At 60.9% G+C, this 18,634-nt stretch carries 16 protein-coding genes; 12 read left to right on the top strand and 4 right to left on the bottom strand.

Translation table 11 applies throughout. From position 1 onward, the window contains the following. Position 1: 1 nt before the first annotated feature. Positions 2–1,471 (bottom strand): SDR family oxidoreductase, encoded by a 1,470-nt coding sequence (locus tag CQ015_RS13655; protein WP_105570182.1) that lies wholly within the window; start codon positions 1,469–1,471, stop codon positions 2–4. Further along, the gene (locus tag CQ015_RS13660) at positions 1,468–2,286 is read right to left on the bottom strand and encodes a tryptophan-rich sensory protein (RefSeq protein ID WP_258133741.1); all 819 of its coding nucleotides are present in this window, start codon (positions 2,284–2,286) and stop codon (positions 1,468–1,470) included. The genes CQ015_RS13655 and CQ015_RS13660 overlap by 4 nt, the downstream gene beginning before the upstream one ends. A gap of 118 nt (positions 2,287–2,404) precedes the next feature. Between CQ015_RS13660 and CQ015_RS13665 the strand changes: the two genes are divergently transcribed. From CQ015_RS13665 to CQ015_RS13705, 9 genes are all read left to right on the top strand, one after another. Further along, complete coding sequence (locus CQ015_RS13665) at positions 2,405–2,872, top strand: MarR family winged helix-turn-helix transcriptional regulator (protein WP_105554418.1); 468 nt, start codon at positions 2,405–2,407, stop codon at positions 2,870–2,872. Further along, a complete protein-coding gene (locus tag CQ015_RS13670) occupies positions 2,869–3,969 on the top strand; it encodes a polyprenyl synthetase family protein (RefSeq protein WP_105554419.1) in 1,101 nt (366 codons plus the stop codon). Before CQ015_RS13665 ends, CQ015_RS13670 begins: the two co-directional genes overlap by 4 nt. Positions 3,970–3,972: 3 nt before the next feature. Continuing rightward, positions 3,973–4,851: a squalene/phytoene synthase family protein gene (locus CQ015_RS13675; protein ID WP_105650370.1), complete on the top strand. Its 879-nt coding sequence runs from the start codon at positions 3,973–3,975 to the stop codon at positions 4,849–4,851. Then, complete coding sequence (gene crtI, locus CQ015_RS13680) at positions 4,848–6,437, top strand: phytoene desaturase family protein (protein WP_105650371.1); 1,590 nt, start codon at positions 4,848–4,850, stop codon at positions 6,435–6,437. Before CQ015_RS13675 ends, crtI begins: the two co-directional genes overlap by 4 nt. After that, entirely contained in the window at positions 6,434–6,784 is a 351-nt protein-coding gene (locus CQ015_RS13685; RefSeq protein ID WP_105650372.1) for a lycopene cyclase domain-containing protein, read from the top strand. Before crtI ends, CQ015_RS13685 begins: the two co-directional genes overlap by 4 nt. Further along, positions 6,774–7,109: a lycopene cyclase domain-containing protein gene (locus CQ015_RS13690; RefSeq protein ID WP_105650373.1), complete on the top strand. Its 336-nt coding sequence runs from the start codon at positions 6,774–6,776 to the stop codon at positions 7,107–7,109. The genes CQ015_RS13685 and CQ015_RS13690 overlap by 11 nt, the downstream gene beginning before the upstream one ends. Further along, on the top strand, positions 7,106–7,966 hold the full coding sequence (locus CQ015_RS13695) for a prenyltransferase (RefSeq protein ID WP_105650374.1): 861 nt from the start codon (positions 7,106–7,108) through the stop codon (positions 7,964–7,966). Before CQ015_RS13690 ends, CQ015_RS13695 begins: the two co-directional genes overlap by 4 nt. A gap of 32 nt (positions 7,967–7,998) precedes the next feature. Then, positions 7,999–8,517 carry an isopentenyl-diphosphate Delta-isomerase gene (idi, locus tag CQ015_RS13700; RefSeq protein ID WP_105650375.1) on the top strand — a complete coding sequence of 173 codons (519 nt, stop codon included), beginning with the start codon at positions 7,999–8,001 and terminating at the stop codon, positions 8,515–8,517. A gap of 133 nt (positions 8,518–8,650) precedes the next feature. Next, on the top strand, positions 8,651–9,811 hold the full coding sequence (locus CQ015_RS13705; protein WP_105650376.1) for a N(5)-(carboxyethyl)ornithine synthase: 1,161 nt from the start codon (positions 8,651–8,653) through the stop codon (positions 9,809–9,811). A gap of 99 nt (positions 9,812–9,910) precedes the next feature. Here the strand turns inward: CQ015_RS13705 and CQ015_RS13710 are convergent, their stop codons facing one another. Continuing rightward, positions 9,911–12,559 carry a LuxR C-terminal-related transcriptional regulator gene (locus CQ015_RS13710; protein ID WP_105650377.1) on the bottom strand — a complete coding sequence of 883 codons (2,649 nt, stop codon included), beginning with the start codon at positions 12,557–12,559 and terminating at the stop codon, positions 9,911–9,913. Positions 12,560–12,894: 335 nt separating this feature from the next. Beyond that, positions 12,895–14,223 (bottom strand): glycosyltransferase family 2 protein, encoded by a 1,329-nt coding sequence (locus tag CQ015_RS13715; protein ID WP_105570192.1) that lies wholly within the window; start codon positions 14,221–14,223, stop codon positions 12,895–12,897. A 337-nt stretch (positions 14,224–14,560) separates the two neighbouring features. Between CQ015_RS13715 and CQ015_RS13720 the strand changes: the two genes are divergently transcribed. The 3 genes from CQ015_RS13720 (at position 14,561) to CQ015_RS13730 (ending at position 18,575) form a co-directional block, all read left to right on the top strand. Continuing rightward, positions 14,561–15,922 carry a nucleotide sugar dehydrogenase gene (locus CQ015_RS13720; RefSeq protein ID WP_105554429.1) on the top strand — a complete coding sequence of 454 codons (1,362 nt, stop codon included), beginning with the start codon at positions 14,561–14,563 and terminating at the stop codon, positions 15,920–15,922. A gap of 92 nt (positions 15,923–16,014) precedes the next feature. Next, entirely contained in the window at positions 16,015–17,034 is a 1,020-nt protein-coding gene (locus CQ015_RS13725) for an NAD(P)-dependent oxidoreductase (RefSeq protein WP_105650378.1), read from the top strand. A 137-nt stretch (positions 17,035–17,171) separates the two neighbouring features. Beyond that, a complete protein-coding gene (locus CQ015_RS13730; protein WP_105650379.1) occupies positions 17,172–18,575 on the top strand; it encodes a polysaccharide deacetylase family protein in 1,404 nt (467 codons plus the stop codon). Positions 18,576–18,634: the final 59 nt, after the last annotated feature.

Consider the following 18,634-nt stretch of genomic DNA (forward strand, 5'->3'; position numbering starts at 1 on the left):
CCTAGGCCGGGGTGCTCTCGTTTTCGGCCTGCGTTATGATGCTGCGCAGCATCGAGGAGAAGATCAGGCCGTGGAACGGGTACACGGACCACCAGTAGAGCCGTCCGGCGAGCCCGCGCGGGAAGAAGATGGCCCGTTGGGTCAGCCGCACCTTTCCGGCCTCCTGGTCGCTGAGCCGGAATTCCAGCCAGGCCCGTCCGGGCACGCGCATTTCGGCGCGCAGGCGCAGCAGCTGGCCCGGTTCCAGGGCTTCGACCCGCCACCAGTCCACCACATCTCCCAGCGCCAGCTTTTCGCGTTGCCGCCGTCCGCGGCGCAGGCCTACCCCTCCGGCTAGCTTGTCCAGCAGCCCGCGGGCCTTCCAGAGCAGCGGGAAGGAGAAGTAGCCGGACTCTCCGCCGATGCGGCCAAGCACCGTGAACAGCCCGGCGGCGCTTGCCGCGCTGTCCTGGGTTCGCTCATCGACGTAGACCCGGTGCCCGGCCCACTCGGGGTCCGAAGGCAGCGGATCCGCGGGGGCCGAAACGGGGTGCGCCGTAGCCCAATTGGTGTCCACCGAGTCGGTGCGGATCTTCTCCAAGGCCAGCGCGACCGCGCGTGGATAGTCCGTCAGCCCGCCTTCGGGGCGGTCGATCAGCTCATCGATGGCCCGGTTGCGCACCAGGCAATCGTGCTGCAGCGAATCAACCAGCGCGCCGGCGAGGGTATGCGGCAACGGAGTGACCAGGTTAACCCAATGCGAGGCCAGCCGCGGCGTCAGCAGCGGAAGCGGTATCACCCACGGCTTGCGCAGTTCCGCCTGGACGGCGTAGCTGCGCATCAGCTCGGCGTAGCTGTAGGCAAGCGGGCCGCCAATGTCATAGGTCCCCCAGCTGCCGGCCGGCAGTTCCGCGCAGCGCGCCAGATAATGCAGGGCGTCGCGCACCGCGATGGGCTGGACCTTGTTCAGCACCCAGCGCGGCGCGGGCATCACCGGCAGCACGTCGCTCAAATGCCGGATCATTTCGAAGCTGGCGGAGCCCGAACCGATCACCAGGCCCGCCTGCAAGGTGAGCAAGGGGACCGGGCCGGATCCGAGGATCCGGCCCACCTTGGCCCGGGAGGCCAGATGGTCGCTGAGTTCGCCCTCGGGATGCAGCCCGGAGAGGTAGACCAGCTGTCCCACCGAAGCCTCGGTGGCCGCTTTCAGCATGCTGTGCGCGCACCGTTCCTCGGCGGCCATGAAATTCTTGGTGCTGGACATCGAATGCACCAGGTAATAGACCACGTCCGCTCCGGCGCAGAGCCGTGCGACCGCCGAGCCGTCCTCCAGGGTTCCGGAGACAACCTCTACCTGCTCGCGCCAGGGGACGTCGCGCAGCCGGTCGGCGCTGCGCGTGAGCACGCGCACCCGGTGCCCGCGTTCGAGCAGCAAGGGGACTAGCCGCCCGCCGATGTATCCGGTCGCGCCGGTGACCGCAATGGTGCTCATGGCTGGCTCAATTCTTCTCGGCCGCGCAAGCGCAGGGCGACTCCGGCCGCGCAGAGCAGCAGCAAGGCCGCGGCCGCCAGCGCCGAGTAGCCGACCAGTTCGGACTCATTGGACCCGGTGAGCCGGCTATGCCCAATCCAGGCAATGCCCCAAGCCATGGCCAGCGCCGTGTAGAGCTTTCCCCTGCAGTACCAGCAGACCGCCACCGCGATAATCACGGCAAGCGCCAGCATAACCAGTGCCGCAACCGGAGCCCATGCGGCGTTTTCTCCCACGCCCCAGGAGGAGAGCAGCGCCGAGACATTGGCAATGCTTGCCACGTTCACCCAGCCCAGATAGACGCCGAAGGTCAGCCACATGATCCAATGCTCGGCCCGCGAGCTGCTGGAGAAGCGCACCAGCCGGACCAGGATCCAGATCAGTACCAGCAGCAGCGCAAAAATCACCACGACGCTCAACGCCAGCAGGTCGAATTGCACCACCGCGATCCAGGCCGCGTTCAGCAGCGCGGAGGCCGCCACCGGCAGGCGCAGTGCCCTCAGGGTTTCCGAGCGCCGCCCCGCGGGCAAGGCCTGGTAGACGGCGAACACCGCAAGCCCCAGATAGATGAAGCTCCAGATGGAGAATGCCGGACCGGAAGGGGCTAGCAAGGTTGAATCGGCACCGAGGTAGCCGCCGGCAGCATCTTGGATGGAGGTGCCGCCCAGGGCGCCGCTGCCGATGAACGCCGCCGTGATCGCCGCGCCCAGAGCCGCGATTTCCAGAATCACCGTAGGCCAAGGGGCCATCGATGCGCTGTGTTGTGGTTCTTTCATGATCCGCTCCTCGCGGTTGGTGGGCCAAAGATCTTGAAACTGGAGTCGACAAATGAAGATACTTAAACCATGATGTATCTAGCGAAGCTAATAATCAACCTAGCGAGAGAAGTTCTTCATGGCTACCACCGCGGACCCCAGGTCCTCTAGCGTGCTGCGACTCATGCGCCAATTCCAGCATGCCTACGCGGCGGCCGAGGACGAATACCGCAGGGAACTGGGCCTGAACGACACGGATCTGCGGGCGTTGAACGCGCTGGGAGTCGATAAGCAACTCGGTCCCGGACAGCTTGGTGCCAAGCTTTCGGTCTCCACGGCGGGAATCACCTCCGTGCTGGACCGGCTCGAGGCCCATGGCTACATTCGCCGCCAGGACCATCCCCAGGACCGGCGCAAGAAGCTGATCTTGCAGGGAGCGAACTTTCCCGGCCTCCCGGAGCAAGCCGCGGGAAGCCTGCGCGGAATCTACCGGGCCTTCCGGGAACTGGACGAGCAGCAACAGCACACGGTGCTTGGCTTCCTGCATGAGGCCTGCCAAGCGTTGGAATCCGACACCGAAACCCACCTATGGAGCAAAGGGCCATGACCATCCACGCCACCTCACACACGGCACCTTCGAGCAAGGACCCCGGATTGCCCGGCTTTGCCGACACCCGGACACTGGCCGAAATCCGCCGGCATCTGGAAACCATCCTGGACCAGGCCAAGGCACGGGCCGGCGCCTATTCCCCGCACACCGCGCAGCTCTGGGAGGCGATCGCGCGCAGCGTGGAACACGGAAAACTCACCCGCCCGGCCCTGGTGTTCCTCGGATACCAGGCGTTCGCCGGGGCGGACCCGGGCCGCGCGAAGGATCTGGCCTGCGCCTTCGAGCTGCTGCATACCGCCCTGCTGATGCATGACGACGTGATCGACCGCGACTACATGCGCCGCGGCCGGCCGACCCTGTCGGCGCACTACCGCGACCAGGCGCTGGCCGCCGGACGGTGCGCGGCCGATGCCGAGCACCTCGGCAACAGCGCCGCGGTGATCGCCGGGGACCTGCTGCTGGCGGAGGCGATCAAGCTGGCCGCCCGCGCCGGGCACGGCCTGGACTGCGAGGCAGCCGTGGAGGAGGCCTTCCACCAGGCCATCGCGCAGGCCGGGGCCGGTGAGCTCGAAGACCTGCTCTACTCGCTGCTAGAAGAGCCGGCCACCACCGGGGAGGTCTTGCGCATGGAAGAGCTCAAAACCGCCGCCTATTCCTTCCAGCTTCCGCTGCAGGCCGGAGCCCTGCTCGCCGGAGCCAGCGCGCAGCAAGCCGCGCGGCTCGGCGCGGTGGGCTGCCAGCTGGGCATCGCCTACCAGGTGATCGACGACGTGCTGGGGACCTTCGGGGAGCCGGAGGCCACCGGAAAGCCCAACGACTCGGATCTGCGCGAAGCCAAGAGCACCATTCTGATCTCGCTGGCCAGCGAACAGGAGGGCTTCAGCTCGCTGCTGGCCTCCTACCGGACCGGGCACAGCGATATGGCCACCCTGCGCCACGCCCTGGAAGAATCCGGAGCCGAGCAGTTCGCCCGCAAACTCGCCAACGAGCTCTGCGCCTCCGCCACCCGTTCGGCCACCTTCCTGCGCCTGCCTGCCGCCGCGCAACGCATGCTGCACGAATGCACCGCCCTGATCCTCTCCCGGAGCAACTGAGCCATGGAACCTACAGATCTGGAGCGCTACGCGGACACCGCCCAGCGCAGCGCCCGCGTGGTGATCGGCTCCTACTCGACCTCCTTCTCGCTGGCCTGCAAAATGCTGGACCGGGACACGGCCAGGCATATCGCCAACATCTACGCCCTGGTCCGGCTGGCCGACGAGGTGGTCGACGGGGTAGCCCGCGAAGCCGGGCTGGATGCCCGGCAGGTCGCCGCCGCCCTGGAGGCGCTCGAAGCGGAAACCGAGCAGGGCCTGGACAGCGGGTACAGCACCAACCTGCTGGTGCACGCATTCTCCGCCACCGCCCGGGCCACCGGCATCGGCACCGAGCTGACCCGCCCGTTCTTCGCCTCCATGCGCGCGGATTTGCTGCGCAGCGCGCACGACGCCGAATCCCTGGAGCAGTACATCTACGGATCGGCCGAGGTGGTGGGGCTGATGTGCCTGCAGGTGTTCCGTGCCATGCCCGGAAGCCAGCGAAGCCACACCCCGGAGGCCACCGCCGCCGCCCGGAGCCTGGGCGCGGCCTTCCAGAAGGTGAATTTCCTGCGCGATCTGGCCGCAGACAGCCAGCAGCTGGGACGCAGCTATTTCCCGGGCGACCCGGCGCAGGGTTTCTCCGAAGCGCAGAAATCCGCGCTGGTGGCCGAGATCTACGCCGACCTTGCCGTCGCCGAGCGCGGCATCGCGCTGCTTCCGCCCGGCGCGGCACGCGCGGTGCGCATGGCCCACGATCTGTTTGCCGAACTGAACCGGCAGCTCGAACGTACCGCGGCCAGCGAGCTGCTCACCCGGCGGATCTCCGTCTCGACCCCGCGCAAGGCCCTGATCGCGGCCAGGACCATGCTCGGCACTATTTCTAGGAGCAGCAAATGAGCACTTCTTCCTCCCGCGTCGTGGTGATCGGCGCCGGGTTCTCCGGGCTGGCCAGCGCCGGGCTGCTGGCCGCCAGCGGGCACCAGGTGACCGTGCTCGAGCAGCACCCCACCCTCGGCGGGCGTTCCGGACGCCTGCAGCGCGCTGGCTTCCGCTTCGACACCGGTCCCTCGTGGTACCTGATGCCCGAGATCTTCGAGCACTGGTTCAATTTGATGGGCTCGCGCGTGGAAGAGCACCTGGAGCTGCGCGAGCTGCCGGTGGGCTACCGGACCTTCTTCGAAGACGGCGCCGCGCCGGTGGACGTGGGCACCGGCGACGCGGTCCGGGAACTCTTCGAGGAGCTGGAGCCCGGATCCGGCGCGGCGCTGGATGAATACCTGGCCCAGGCCGGCACCAGCTACGCGCTGGCACTGAAGCATTTCCTCTATGACGACTTCCGCTCCTTGAAGGGACTGCTCAACCCTGGACTCGCGCGCCATGCGCGGAGCCTCGCGCCGCTGCTGGCCAGCAACCTGCAAAGCTACATTGCCAAGCGGTTCGGCAACCGGCAGCTGCGCCAGATCCTCGGCTACCCGGCCGTTTTCCTCGGCTCCAGCCCGCGGCGCACCCCGGCCCTGTACCAATTGATGAGCCACCTGGATCTGGTGGACGGAGTGAAATACCCGATGGGCGGATTCGCAGGCCTCGCGGACGCCATGGGCCAGCTGTCCATCTCCCGGGGCGCCACCGTGCACCTGGGCGCCACGGCGACGAAGATCGAAACCGGGAAACGCCCCGGACCCGCGGTGGAAGCGGTGCGCTGGGTCGATGCCAATGGCAGTCTGCAGCGCACCGAAGCGGACGTCGTCATCGGCGCCGCGGATCTGCACCACCTGGAGGGCGAGCTGCTGGACCCTCAATTGCACAGCCACCCGGCGAAAAGCTGGAAGTCCAAGGACCCCGGCCCCAGCGCGGTGCTGCTCTGCCTGGGCATCTCCGGCCGGCTCCCGCAGCTGGAGCACCACAACCTGCTGTTCACCCGCGACTGGGATGATAATTTTGCCCGGATCCACGAAGGCCGCGAACTGGGCGAGCAGACGAGCATCTACGTCTGCAAGCCCAGCGCCACGGACCCTGGCGTTGCCCCGGACGGCCATGAGAATCTATTCATCCTCGTTCCCGCGCCGGCGCTGCCCGAATGGGGCAGCGGGGGAGCCGATGGGCAAGGGGATCTCAGGGTGGAGCAGGTCGCGGACGCGGCCATCGACCAGCTGGCCGCCTGGGCAAGGATCCCGGACCTGCGCGAGCGCGTGGTGGTGCGCCAGAGCATCGGACCGGCGGACTTCCTCACGCAATACGGCGCCTTCCGCGGTTCCGCCCTCGGCCTGGCCCACACCTTGGGGCAAAGCGCGATGCTGCGCCCGGGCAACCAGAGCAGCAAGGTGGCCGGGCTCTACTTCGCCGGCAGTTCGGTGCGCCCGGGGATCGGGGTGCCGATGTGCCTGATTAGCGGGGAGCTGGCCGCCAAGGCGGTGAACGGCATCGGCACGCCCGGCGCCATCGAGCAGGCGCAGTGGGCGCGATTGTGCGGAGCGGGCCGATGACCTATCTGCTGATCTTGCTGGGGCTCATCGTTTGCATGGGGCTGCTCGATGCGCGCTTCAGGCTCTTTGTCTTCGCCAAGCCCTGGGCCGCGCTGGCTAGCCTGGTGCTGGGAACTGCCTTCTTCCTGCTCTGGGACGTGATCGCCATCGCCCAAGGCATCTTCCTGCACCTGGACTCGGCGCTGATGACCGGGATCATGGTGGCCGAGCAGCTGCCGCTCGAAGAGGTGTTCTTCCTGTTCTTCCTGTGCTATTCGACAATGATCGTGGTCAACGGGGTTGCGCTGCTGCGCCGGCCGCAAGCCGCTGCGCGGCCACGCCGGGAAGGAAAAGGAAATGTTTCTTGAATTGGGTTTCTGGTTTACGGCCCTCGCCGCCCTCGCCCTGCTCGGTGCCCTGCTGCGCCGGCGGATCAGGCCGGCCGCCGTGCTTCCGGTCTTGGGGCTGGGACTGCTGATCATGGCGCTGCTCACCGCGATCTTCGACAATGTGATGATCGCGGCGGGACTGTTCGACTATGGCGAGCAGACCTTGCTGGGAGTGCGCATCGGACGCGCCCCGATTGAAGACTTCCTCTACCCGTTGTGCGCGGTACTGCTGATGCCCGCCCTGTGGTGGCTGCTCGGCGGGAAGCCCACGGCAGAGCATAAAAACCAGGGGAGCGGTAAATGATCCGCGCAATCCTCGCCACCTCCCGACCCATCTCCTGGGTGAATACCGCCTACCCCTTTGCGGCCGCCTACCTGATCGCCGGGCAGCGCCTCGACTGGCTGCTGGTGGTGGGGACGGTCTTCTTCCTGTTCCCGTACAACCTGCTGATGTACGGGGTCAACGACGTCTTCGACTACGAATCGGACCTGCGCAATCCGCGCAAGGGCGGCGTGGAGGGCGCGGTGCTGTCCAGGGATGCGCACCGCACGATCCTCTCCGCCTGCCTGGTCATTTCGCTTCCGTTCATCGCGCTGTTGGCCCTGGGCGGGACCGCGCTGTCCAACGCGGTGCTGGCGGGCAGCGTGGCCGCGGTGCTGGCCTACAGCGCACCGCGGCTGCGCTTCAAGGAACGCCCGGGGCTGGACTCGCTGACCAGCGCGGTGCACTTCGTGTCCCCGGCGGTCTACGGCTGGGTGCTGGCCGGCAGCGGCTTGACCCTCACCCAGTGGTGCGTCTTCGGCGCGTTTTTGCTTTGGGGGATGGCAAGCCATGCGCTGGGGGCCATCCAGGACATCATCCCGGACCGGGCCGGGGCGCTGGGCTCGATTGCCACGGTGCTCGGCGCGCGGCTCACGCTGCACCTGGTGCTGCTCGCCTATCTGCTGGCCGGGGCGGTGCTGCTGCTGGGGCTGTCCTGGCCTGCGGCCGGCGCGGGCCTGCTGGCAGTTCCCTACGTGCTCAACGCGCTGCCGCATCTGGCGGTGAGCGATGCAAGTTCCGCGGCGGTGAATGCCGCATGGAAGAGATTTCTCTGGATCAATTACCTCTGCGGCTTCCTGCTCACTATGCTGATTATTTACACCACCATGTTCGCGTAGCCCAAGAGGCAGAGAAGGAAGTGCAGCATTCTATGGACGTCATCTTGCTTTCCGAGGATGGCGAACCGATCGGTTCGTGCCCGAAGGAACTAGTGCACACGGAAAACACCCCGCTGCACCAGGCCTTTTCCTGCTATCTGTTCAACGCGCAAGGACAGCTGCTGGTCACCCGCCGCGCCCTGTCGAAGCTGACCTGGCCCGGGGTTTGGACCAACTCCTTCTGCGGCCACCCGGTGCCGGGCGAAGCCCTGGCGGATGCGGTGCGCCGGCACGCGGCCCATGAGCTCGGTGCGCGCATCGCCGACCCCCAAGTGGTGCTCGCGGAGTTCGCCTACCGCGCCGTGGACGCCAGCGGCATCGTGGAGAATGAACGCTGCCCGGTCTTCATCGCCACCCTGGACAATGAGCTGGCGCCCAACCCGGAGGAGGTCATGGACTACCAGTGGGTCGAGCCGGACAAGCTGGAAGCCGCCGTGCAAGGCACCCCGTGGGCCTTCAGCCCGTGGATGGGCTGGCAGCTGGCCGAATTCTCGCCGCGCCCCAATCCCTGAGTCCTCGCGTTTTCCCGCGTCCCGAGCGGCCCGTTGGCACCCAGCCAAGCCAGGGGTTTGGTAGGGCACTGTACCGTGGGTTGTATGGGGCGGTCCGTTGTGGCCTGTCCCACATAGAAAGAGAAAACCACGCATGGATTCGACTAATGGCCTTTCACTAGGTGTCATCGCAACTTCGCAGAAGACGGACGAACGGCGCCTGCCGATCCACCCGCTGCACTTTGAACGGATCGATGAGAACTTCCGAAAGCGGATGATGGTCGAGACCGGCTACGGCCTGCCCTGCGGCATCGACGACGAACAACTCGCCCCGCTGGTGGGCACCATCGCCACGCGCAGCGAAATCATGCAAACCGCGGACATCCTGCTCTTGCCCAAGCCGCAGCACGCGGATCTCGAAGAAATGCGGGTGGGGCAAACGCTGTGGGGCTGGCCGCACTGCGTCCAGGACCAAAAGCTCACGCAGCTGGCGGTGGACAAGAAACTGACGCTCATCGCCTTCGAAGCGATGAACCACTGGGGCAGCGACGGAAGCTTCGGGCTGCACGTCTTCCACAAGAACAACGAGATCGCCGGCTACGCCTCGGTGCTGCACGCCATGCAGCTGTGCGGGGTCACCGGCGACTACGGGCGCCGGCTCTCGGCGGTGGTCATCGGCTTCGGCGCTACCGCTCGCGGGGCGGTCACCGCACTGCGCGCCCATGGCATCAACGAGATCCAGGTGCTCACCTCCCGCGCCGTGGCGGCGGTAGCCTCGCCGATCCACGCGGTGACGATGGTGCAGTTCGAGCACGAAAGCGGGCCGCATCTGAGCGAAGTGATCACCGACGAAGGCAAGGTCCCCTTGGCTCCGTTCCTCGCCGAGAGCGACATCGTGGTCAATTGCACCCTGCAGGATCCCAATGCCCCGCTGATGTACCTGAGCACCGAGCAGCTGGAGGCCTTTTATCCCGGAAGCATCATCGTCGATGTGTCCTGCGACGAAGGCATGGGCTTCGAATGGGCCAGGCCGACGTCCTTCGCCGAGCCGATGTTCAAGGTGGGGCCGAATATCAATTACTACGCGGTGGATCATTCGCCGTCGTATCTGTGGAACTCGGCCAGCTGGGAAATCAGCCTGGGGCTGCTTCCGTTCCTCGAAGAGGTCATGGGCGGTCCTCAACTGTGGAAAGAGAACAAGACGCTCGCGCACGCCATCGAGATCCAGGACGGTGTGGTCAAGAACCCGGCCATCCTGGAGTTCCAGAAGCGCCACGCGCAGTATCCGCACGAGCTGGCGCGAAGCCAAGCATAGGCTTGGGGGATCGCTAGCCACTAACGGTAGCTAGCCATCGAATGTGCAATGCCCCTGCGCCAGCCGGATTCATCCGGCGCAGGGGCAAAACACATGCTCCTAGGCGATGCGCAGCGCGAAATGCGCAGAGAGTTGTTGCCGATTGCGCGTCCCGGTCTTTCGAAATAGCCGCGTAAGCCTCGCTTCGACCGCGCTGACTGATATGAACAACTCATCAGCGATGCCCTTGTTTGTTAGGCCTTGGCGAACCATCGAGACCAACTGGTTTTCTTCATGAGTCAGCAACTCCAGCTCGGGTTCGGACGTCGGTGCGTCGTCTACCTTTGACAGTAGTTTTACAACGCTATCGGCCCAACCTAGGGCACCAATATTGCGGTAAATTGTCTTGGCCGCGATGAACTGCTTCACCGCTTGGCTTTGGCGGCCCATGAAGTCCAAGCGCACACCATAGCAGTGGTGGATTCTTGCAAGTTCCAACAAACTGTCGCCAGGCTGCCAGGTTTCCAGCAACGATTGAAAGCGTGAGAGGGCCACTTCGCCGGGCAAGGCAATGGCTTGGGCACGACGCAGGAGCAACTTCGCCTGGCGGCTCTTCACCGACGCCATCAGAGATTGCGTTGCACGAAATTCATTGGCGGCCTGTTCGGGATGATTGGCCGAGGCTAGGGCCTCGATCAGGTTCACGCAGGTTTCCACATACTGGGTATTAACTATCTTCCGGTACGTGAGTTGCGTGTGCTGGAAATGCGTAGCGGCTTCGTCGAATCTGCCGCTCATCAGTGCATGGAGACCCGCCAATTCGGTGACTCTGCTGGCGTAAATCGAGGGGATCTCGTCATGGGCGTAAGGACGAAGCGAATCAAGGATAGGCATCGCCTTGTCCGCGCGGTTCTTCATGAGCCAGTACCAAGCATTAATAATTCGAGGCAACGGACGCATCAACCCTGCGTTAGCCGAAGAATTCCACCGTTCAACGGCTTTCAAACCACGGGGAACATCGTGGGCCTTGATTGCCAATTGTGCGTCGTAGAGCAAGCCCAGAGATTTATATAAAGGTACGCCATGCGCACCACTTAATAGTCGTGCCAAGGTGGCTCGCGCTTGCTCGTGCTGACCGAGCTCCGAGAGCGCCGATGCGACAGTCAAGTAGGTGATTTCATGCACTTCGCCTGGCTTCGCGCGGCTGATCACTTGCGATTCCGACAGGATTGGATCAAAGTTTTGGGTGTATGAGTCGTGCACCATCCGCGCCTGCAAAAATCGTGGTGTCCCGTCTGAATCCGCTTTGGTGAATAGCTCTTTGGCGCGGCGCAGATCCGCACCGGCATCTTCCAATTGGCCGTTCAAACAAAGCGCGAGAGCACTCATGCTCAGCAAGTTTCCGCACAATGCGTGATGTTCGCATTGATGTTCATCAACTGCGCTATAAATCCTTGATGTCGGAATGAAGGTTCCTTTAAGAGCCATCAGTTCCAACTCCAGGGTCATTAGTTTGAGCTTTTCACTGGAAGTCATTTCCAGCGTCAAGGTGTATTGGGTGTAGCGCTGTGCAATTCCAAGTTGACCGCTGCGCAGCAGCTGCAAGATGTAGGCGAGTAGTTCGGGAACAGGGTTCTCTTCCTCGAGCCGGACTAGCGCCCATTCAACGAATTCGATGGCAGCGTGGATTCTGCCTCGTTTGAGTAGCTCAATGGCGGCGATGATGAGTTCTCCGGACGGGGCCATCGAATCGTCAAGGTGGCTTTCGTGAAAGAGCTTCAGTGCCGGCGTCTCAGATATCTCGGCGACATGCTTATGCAGTTGGATCCGGTTCGGACAATCGGCGCTCCAGAACAAACGGCTGCGCATCAAAAGATCCGGAAGGCTTAGCATATCCTCGTGCAGTGAGACGATCCCGGCAGTGACTAGTTCGCGGAGGTCGAAGCTGGTTACCTCCGGCAGCTTCAAGGCGCTGGCATATGAGATCAGAGGACCAATAGCAATATAACGCAACGCGTTGATCTGCGCAGGAGTAAACTGCGCATGCAAGTCACTCATAGTCGCGCTGGATTCTTGCCTTGGACGATAGGGAATCGCCAGTGGCCAGTGGTTCTCCAATTGCGCATCTGTTAGCGACTTGACATGTTCGACAATGGTTCCAGGATTACCGTGAGCGAATTGTGCTAGCACTTCGGCCACGGAATCCTGAAGGTCGACGATGCAGTGGTCTTTGGCGACCTGCTTCAGGGTTGTAGGATCCATTCTGTCCAAGCTGTACCTCCGAAAGGCTTCGAAGGGCTCGGGAACGCGATCCGTGCTGATTGTCGTAATAAAGCTGACGCGATTTCCCTGCATGCGACTGGCGAGAAAACCGATAATTCGCTGACTGGCAGCATCCATTAAGTCTAAATCGTCAATGAGAAAAACCATTTCGGGTTCTACCTTCTCAACGAGCTCTTGGTGCAGGGCCATAGCAATTTGGTAGCAGTCCACCTGGGCATCTACTGCGTTGGGAAATAGCTCGGTGACTTTTGGCGATAGTTTGAGCGGGACGGCGCAAAGAAACGACAAAAGTCCAGACAACGGCCATGAGGTTTCATGCTTACTCGATCGAATTAACCGGTGCGGTTGACCGTTGAGTTGTTGCCCAATCTGCTCTAAAGTCCAGGACTTTCCCAATCCCGGCCCTCCGGAAATGATCGCCGCACGATCGCGATATCCGTGAGTAAACTTTCGAAGCTTGGCCAGAAGCTGTTGGCGATTACGCATGGCAACCCCTCGCAGATTGAGAAGTTGTCGAAAAAATGGTGCTCAGAGGCAGAAATAGCATGGATAGTACTCCCCAAAGTACAGTTGTTGCGCCATCAACTTTGCGAGTTGTAGCGGTAGTGAATGCACTACTCCCCAGTAGGCAATTCACAAACGACTTGATTTTATAGCTATTTCAAGAATATGACCTAAAAACAATTTGCGCAAAAACTATAGCTCACTTGTCCGTAATATTTTCCTTCCTTCTCGCTTTAATTTATTAGAAATTATCCTCGGGTTTGCATGCACATGGTTGAAACGTTAAGTCGATCCGATTGCTGCGAGCAGGCCCCGGGCTAGCGGGCATCATCATAAAATGTTTCCCCCTGATCGGATATGGCAGGGGGCAAGAAACGCCGGGTCGGGCTGTTCCAGATGCCAGTGGATCCCGAACGCAAGGATCGAATCAAGGTAGCAATGCACAGGTATGAATCCACCACGCGCAGAAACGGGAAGAGCGGCGCCATCCAAAGGTAAGACATGCGACGGGTCATTACCACAGCAAAGAGCGTCAGCAATAATTCAGGAATGAGAAGCCCCAGAAGGAGTGCATAAGGGGGCAATACTCCAGATAGCGTGGTGATCACACCGTTCGGGTCTGCCCAGAAGTTCAAAGCTACTTCAGCAGCGGCGCTGACCAGCAAAGCGGGAAGTAGTAGCAAGAAGAACAGCGAGCAGCTCACCAACTCAACAATGTACAGCGCCTGAACTGCCCAGAATTTGCCGATGTGTAGCCCATGGCGTCGAACAGTCTGCCAATAGCCCAGCGTCCAGCGTCGCACCTGATTGATGTAATCGCCGAGATTATCTGGATCTTGGGTGTAAGCCACGGCGGCACCAGGATGGAAAGCCACGCGTCCCAACTTCTTGGCGTGGACTTCGAAGGTCATGTTGAAATCTTCAATGGTTAGCCCTTCTGCCGCAATATCGATTTCAGGGAGTATTCGAGCCCGATACATGCTCGCAAATCCAGGAACAATGTTGACCACGTTGGCTTTCTTAGCCGCCTGGCCATACTTCACGAGCACCTGCACGAATTGGTAGAGACGTTCACGGTAAGCCACCAGCACCTTGCCCATGAGGGTTGCCGGTGCCGGGTCAAAGATCGTTCGGGCCCGCCCTGCGACTGCCACGACCTGCGGGTCTGCGAATTGCGGAAGACCGGTTGAAAAGTAATCGGGGGAAAGCTGGGTATCTGCGTCCAGCAGCATCACAACTTCGAATCCGGAGTCCAGCTGGAAATGCTCTACCGCAGCTGCCAACGCGCCAGCCTTGCCACGGTTTGGATTCAGGCTGATTACTTGTGCTCCAAAGGACCGGACTATGCCGGCGGTCTTATCCGTTGAGCCATCAGAAGCGACGAAGATTTGGGTGGCCGGCAGCAGGGCGAGTACCGATTGCAGAGTTTTGGCGATGACCAGTTCCTCATTGTGTGCGGCAATGAGCACCGCTACCTGTGAATAGTCAGGATAATCCCGCCCCGCTATCAGATTTTTACGTCCTCTGGCAGGTTCTTTCGGATACGGCGATACCTCGGTCACTAGACGAAGCAATCCGGCTGTTGACCACAATATGGTGGTCAGCCCCACGACCGTGACTGCCAAGGCGATGATGATTATTAACATGTTTCCCCCAAGGAACAAATGAACTTTCCATCACTCGACGCTAACCACTTACTTCTCGGTCAGCCAATGATTCTCAGTGGGGTTAACCCCACAGTTAAACAACCCCATGGGGTTAACCCCAAGTGTTCGCGCAGGACGTAGCCAGCAGCCTGGACCGTGGCCCAGTGTTGTTTTGGGCGGACCAGCGGTCACTGGGTCTTGGCTGCACAAGAACCTGTTCGTAAAGCTTTTTGGGGGCGAACAGACAGTCTTGCAACCCATGGAAATGGTCCGTCCAATCACAAAAGGCAAGCAATTCTTGCCTTGGGGCAATCGAAGAACTTCTTGGGGGAAGCATATGACCACACAATTGATTACCGACGGTCTTCAGGCTCAAAAACAACTCGACAGCGGCGAGCCGTGGGCAGTAAAAGTGAGAAACCGTCCACAGCCGGGCCGGGACTTCGACTATGACGTCGCGATCGTGGGAATGGGCTACGTTGGCTTGCCGACAGCCTTGGCGCACCATGTTTCGGGTGCCAAGGTACTAGGCTTCGACATCAGCGGTAAGCGTATTGGAGACATCAAGGCGCGCGAAGTTGATCTTCTGCCAACGGATCACCAGCGTTTGGCCAGTGCGTTGGCCTCAGATTCGTGGACGCTGAGCCAAGAATCGACGGATCTGTCTCGGGCGGCGGCGGTCATTGTCTGCGTGCCAACTCCTGTCGATGGGCATCATGTACCGGACCTTTCGATTTTGGCCAGTGCGAGCCGCATGGTCGTGCAACAAGCAGTCGCCGGACAATTGATCCTCATGACGTCGACGACTTATGCCGGGTGCACCCGCGAAATGATCGTTGAACCGCTGCGTAAGCGTTCTCTGGTACCAGGTGCCGATATCAGCGTGGCTTTTAGCCCTGAACGCATCAATCCGGGCGTTTCCGATTTCAGCATTGAAGATGTGCCTCGTGTCGTTGGCGGATACACCTCTAGGTGCCGTGAAGCGGCAGTGAAACTACTCGCTAGCTACACCGGTACCGTGCACCGCACCAGCGGAATGGAAGTCGCCGAGATGACCAAACTGCTGGAAAACACTTTCCGCGCAGTAAATATTGCCATGGCCAACGAATTTGCCCAGGCGTGCCAGGTGCTTGACTTGCCAGTTCAGGAAGTTATTGATTCGGCCGCCACCAAGCCATTTGGATTTATGCCGTTTACTCCGGGCCCCGGTGTGGGCGGGCATTGCATTCCCTGCGATCCGCACTATCTGTTGTGGCAGCTTCGGGCCCACAACATGAGCCTGCCGGTGATTGCCGCGGCCATGGAAGGAATTGAACAACGCCCGGCGCAGACCGTAGCTCGTTGCGCCCAGGTTCTGTCGAATACCGGAAAGGGGCTCTTGGGGTCTCGTGTACTCGTAGTCGGACTTGCCTACAAGCCTGATGTGGCAGATTTGCGCGAATCGCCGGCGCTGCAGATCATCGACAAGCTGATCGCAGCCGGAGCCGACGTGGCCTTCTATGACCACCATTTTCCAGAGTCGGTCACTGTGAACGGCAAACAGATTATCGGCTGCGCGAAGCCTGCCGAATTCAACGCAGACTTGGTCCTGCTCCACACTCGTCACGCCGCGGCGGACCTGTCCTGGATCAACAAGGAAACCACTGTCCTCGACGCCACCTATCGCGCCGAGGAACTTACCCATCGGGTCCTGCTCTAGGCACAGCAACACACCTTTTCATTTCCACGTATCGCATCCATGAGGCGGAACGGGTACGAGGGATCCATTGCCATGATTATCAGGAGAAAAACATGCGCACAGTCATTACCGGCGGAGCCGGATTCATTGGAAGCCACTTGGCAGACTACCTGCTGGCCGCAGGTGACGAAGTAACAGTTTTTGACGATCTGTCCACGGGCACAGTGGATAACCTCACAGAGGCTTTCAAAAGCCCGAAGTTCAACTTTATCGAGGGGACAGTTCTAGACAAAGAAGCTGTAAGCAGCACAATCGCAGGGGCTGACAGGGTCTTCCATCTGGCTGCTGCAGTAGGTGTGCAACTCATTGTTGAGCAACCATTGGTGAGCCTGCGCACAAATATCCATGGAACCGAGAACGTGCTGGACGCTGTCAAAGCCGCCGGCGCGAAGCTGCTGCTAGCTTCCACCTCGGAGGTCTACGGCAAGAACTCAACCGATGCGCTCAGCGAGGATTCCGACAGAATTCTCGGCGACGCGTTGAAATCACGGTGGACCTACGCGGCCGCCAAGGGCATTGATGAGGCCTTCGCCCATGGTTACTGGAACGAATACGGAGTTCCAGTTTCAATTGTGCGCCTATTCAACACCGTTGGTCCACGCCAGACCGGTCGCTACGGCATGGTGGTGCCAAACCTTATTGGCCAGGCGCTGACCGGACAGCCGCTCAGCGTGTTCGGAGACGGCAAGCAGACCCGGTGCTTCTCTTATGTCGGCGATGTGGTGCCAGCGCTGGTTGCCCTGATTGAAAACGAGCGCAGTTACGGCCAGGCTTACAACCTCGGCGGTTCCCAAGAAATTTCCATCGGCGCGTTGGCAGAACAGATTCTGCAGCGCGTAGGTGGCCAAAGCACAATTGAACTAATTCCTTACGACCAGGCATATGCCCCAGGGTACGAAGACATGCGCCGCCGCGTGCCAGATAATACCAAGGCAAATCGGCTCATCGGGTTCGTTCCGCACACCAACGTCGAGCAGATTATCGACCACGTCGCGAAGGACTTGGAATCCCGTGGTGCACTCAACGAGCGGCTCATGGGACGGCCCGGCGCAATGCTGAAAATCGCCGTCTAGATCATCTGAAAGCAATTGCCGAGGGTCCGTCCTGCCCTACGCGGACGGACCCTCGGCAATTCCGAACTCAGTTTGCAACTACACCAAGACTTAATTGAAATGAGTGGGAGTACGTGAAATCTGCGTCAAAGCGTGGGATGAAGATGTTGGTGGCATTTCTTAGTGCGGGGGCTTTGCTCACAGGATGCGTTTCGGCCGACGTGCTGTTTAGCTCACCAACCATGAAAGCCAAAGGTCCAGCACCGGCTCCTCCGGAGCCCCGGTTAGATACGGTGCATCAATCGCCACCAAAGCTTGAACGACGTGACTATGACCGCGACAAAACGGTTGTGTCACTGACTTTTGATGATGGGAATGCGAGCCAGCATGAAGCCGTAAAAATACTCGACGAGATTGAGCTTGAAGGTACCTTTTACGTGAATTCCTCGGTTCTCGACAGTCCGGGATACTTTTCGCGAGCGCAACTTGATGCCATGGCGAACACCGGTCATGAGATCGCTGGACACGGTGTGCAGCACCGCAACTTGAGCGACTTGGAACCGGTGGAAACCGTTCGCCAAATATGTATGGATCGTAAAAACCTCAGCAATTGGGGATACCAGGTAACTAGCTTTGCGTTCCCCGAGGCCGGGTCCAACCCGGCCATCGAACAGGCCGTAGCGGACTGCGGGTACAACAGCGCACGGGGATTAGGCGGGATAGAGTCCGTGACCGGTTGCGAAGGCTGCGGATACGCCGAGTCCTTTGATCCGAAGAACATCTGGCATACCTTGGCTCCGGCCATGGTGGATGCTGACTGGACCGTTGAGGACATGCAGAATCTGGTGCTGAACGCGGAAGAAAACGGGGGCGGGTGGATCCAGATTACCTTCCATCATTTGTGCCCATCGAGCTGCAATGAAATTTCTGTGCAGACCGAAGACTTTGCGCAATTCGTTTCTTGGCTCAAGGACCGAGAGCAAAAAACCGGGACCGTCGTTCGGACGGTGGATGAGGTGGTTGGCGGTCCGATCCGTCCGATCGTAGATGAACCAGAACTACCTGCTAACACCGAGGGCAACTTGGTGGTCAACTCAGGCTTTAGCGAGCAGCCTAGGGGTGATGATTTCTCTCGATGCTGGCAAGCGGCCGGGTATGGGAAAAATAATGGCCATGCTCGAGTAGAGCCGAAGGCAACCAACGATTCAGACGGTGTGAGGCTAGAAATCACCAACTATCGGGACGGCGATTTCAAATTTCTGCAGCGTCTGGATCTGGGCGAATGCGCTACCCAAATCATCCCGGGGGAGCGCTACGAAATGAAGGCGACCTATTCCGCGACGACGACAGCCCAATTTGTGTTGTACCTCCGCGATCCGCAGGGGGACTGGCTATATTGGACTGCTTCAGACTGGTTGGCACCGACCGATGCGGCCAAGGAAGCGGTATGGGTTGCTCCTGCGATACCGGAAGGGTTCACCGGTCTGTCATTTGGACTGTCTTTATTTAGCGAGGGTATCTTGCACGCCGATGACGTGGAAATGTCGGTGTACTCGGACTAAGCGTGCGGGATGAAGCATAAGGCGGATACGACGAAGCGCAGCGGCCGGAGGGCCGCTGC

Origin of the sequence: Arthrobacter sp. MYb221, assembly GCF_002979835.1 — a bacterium.
GTDB lineage: Bacteria > Actinomycetota > Actinomycetes > Actinomycetales > Micrococcaceae > Glutamicibacter.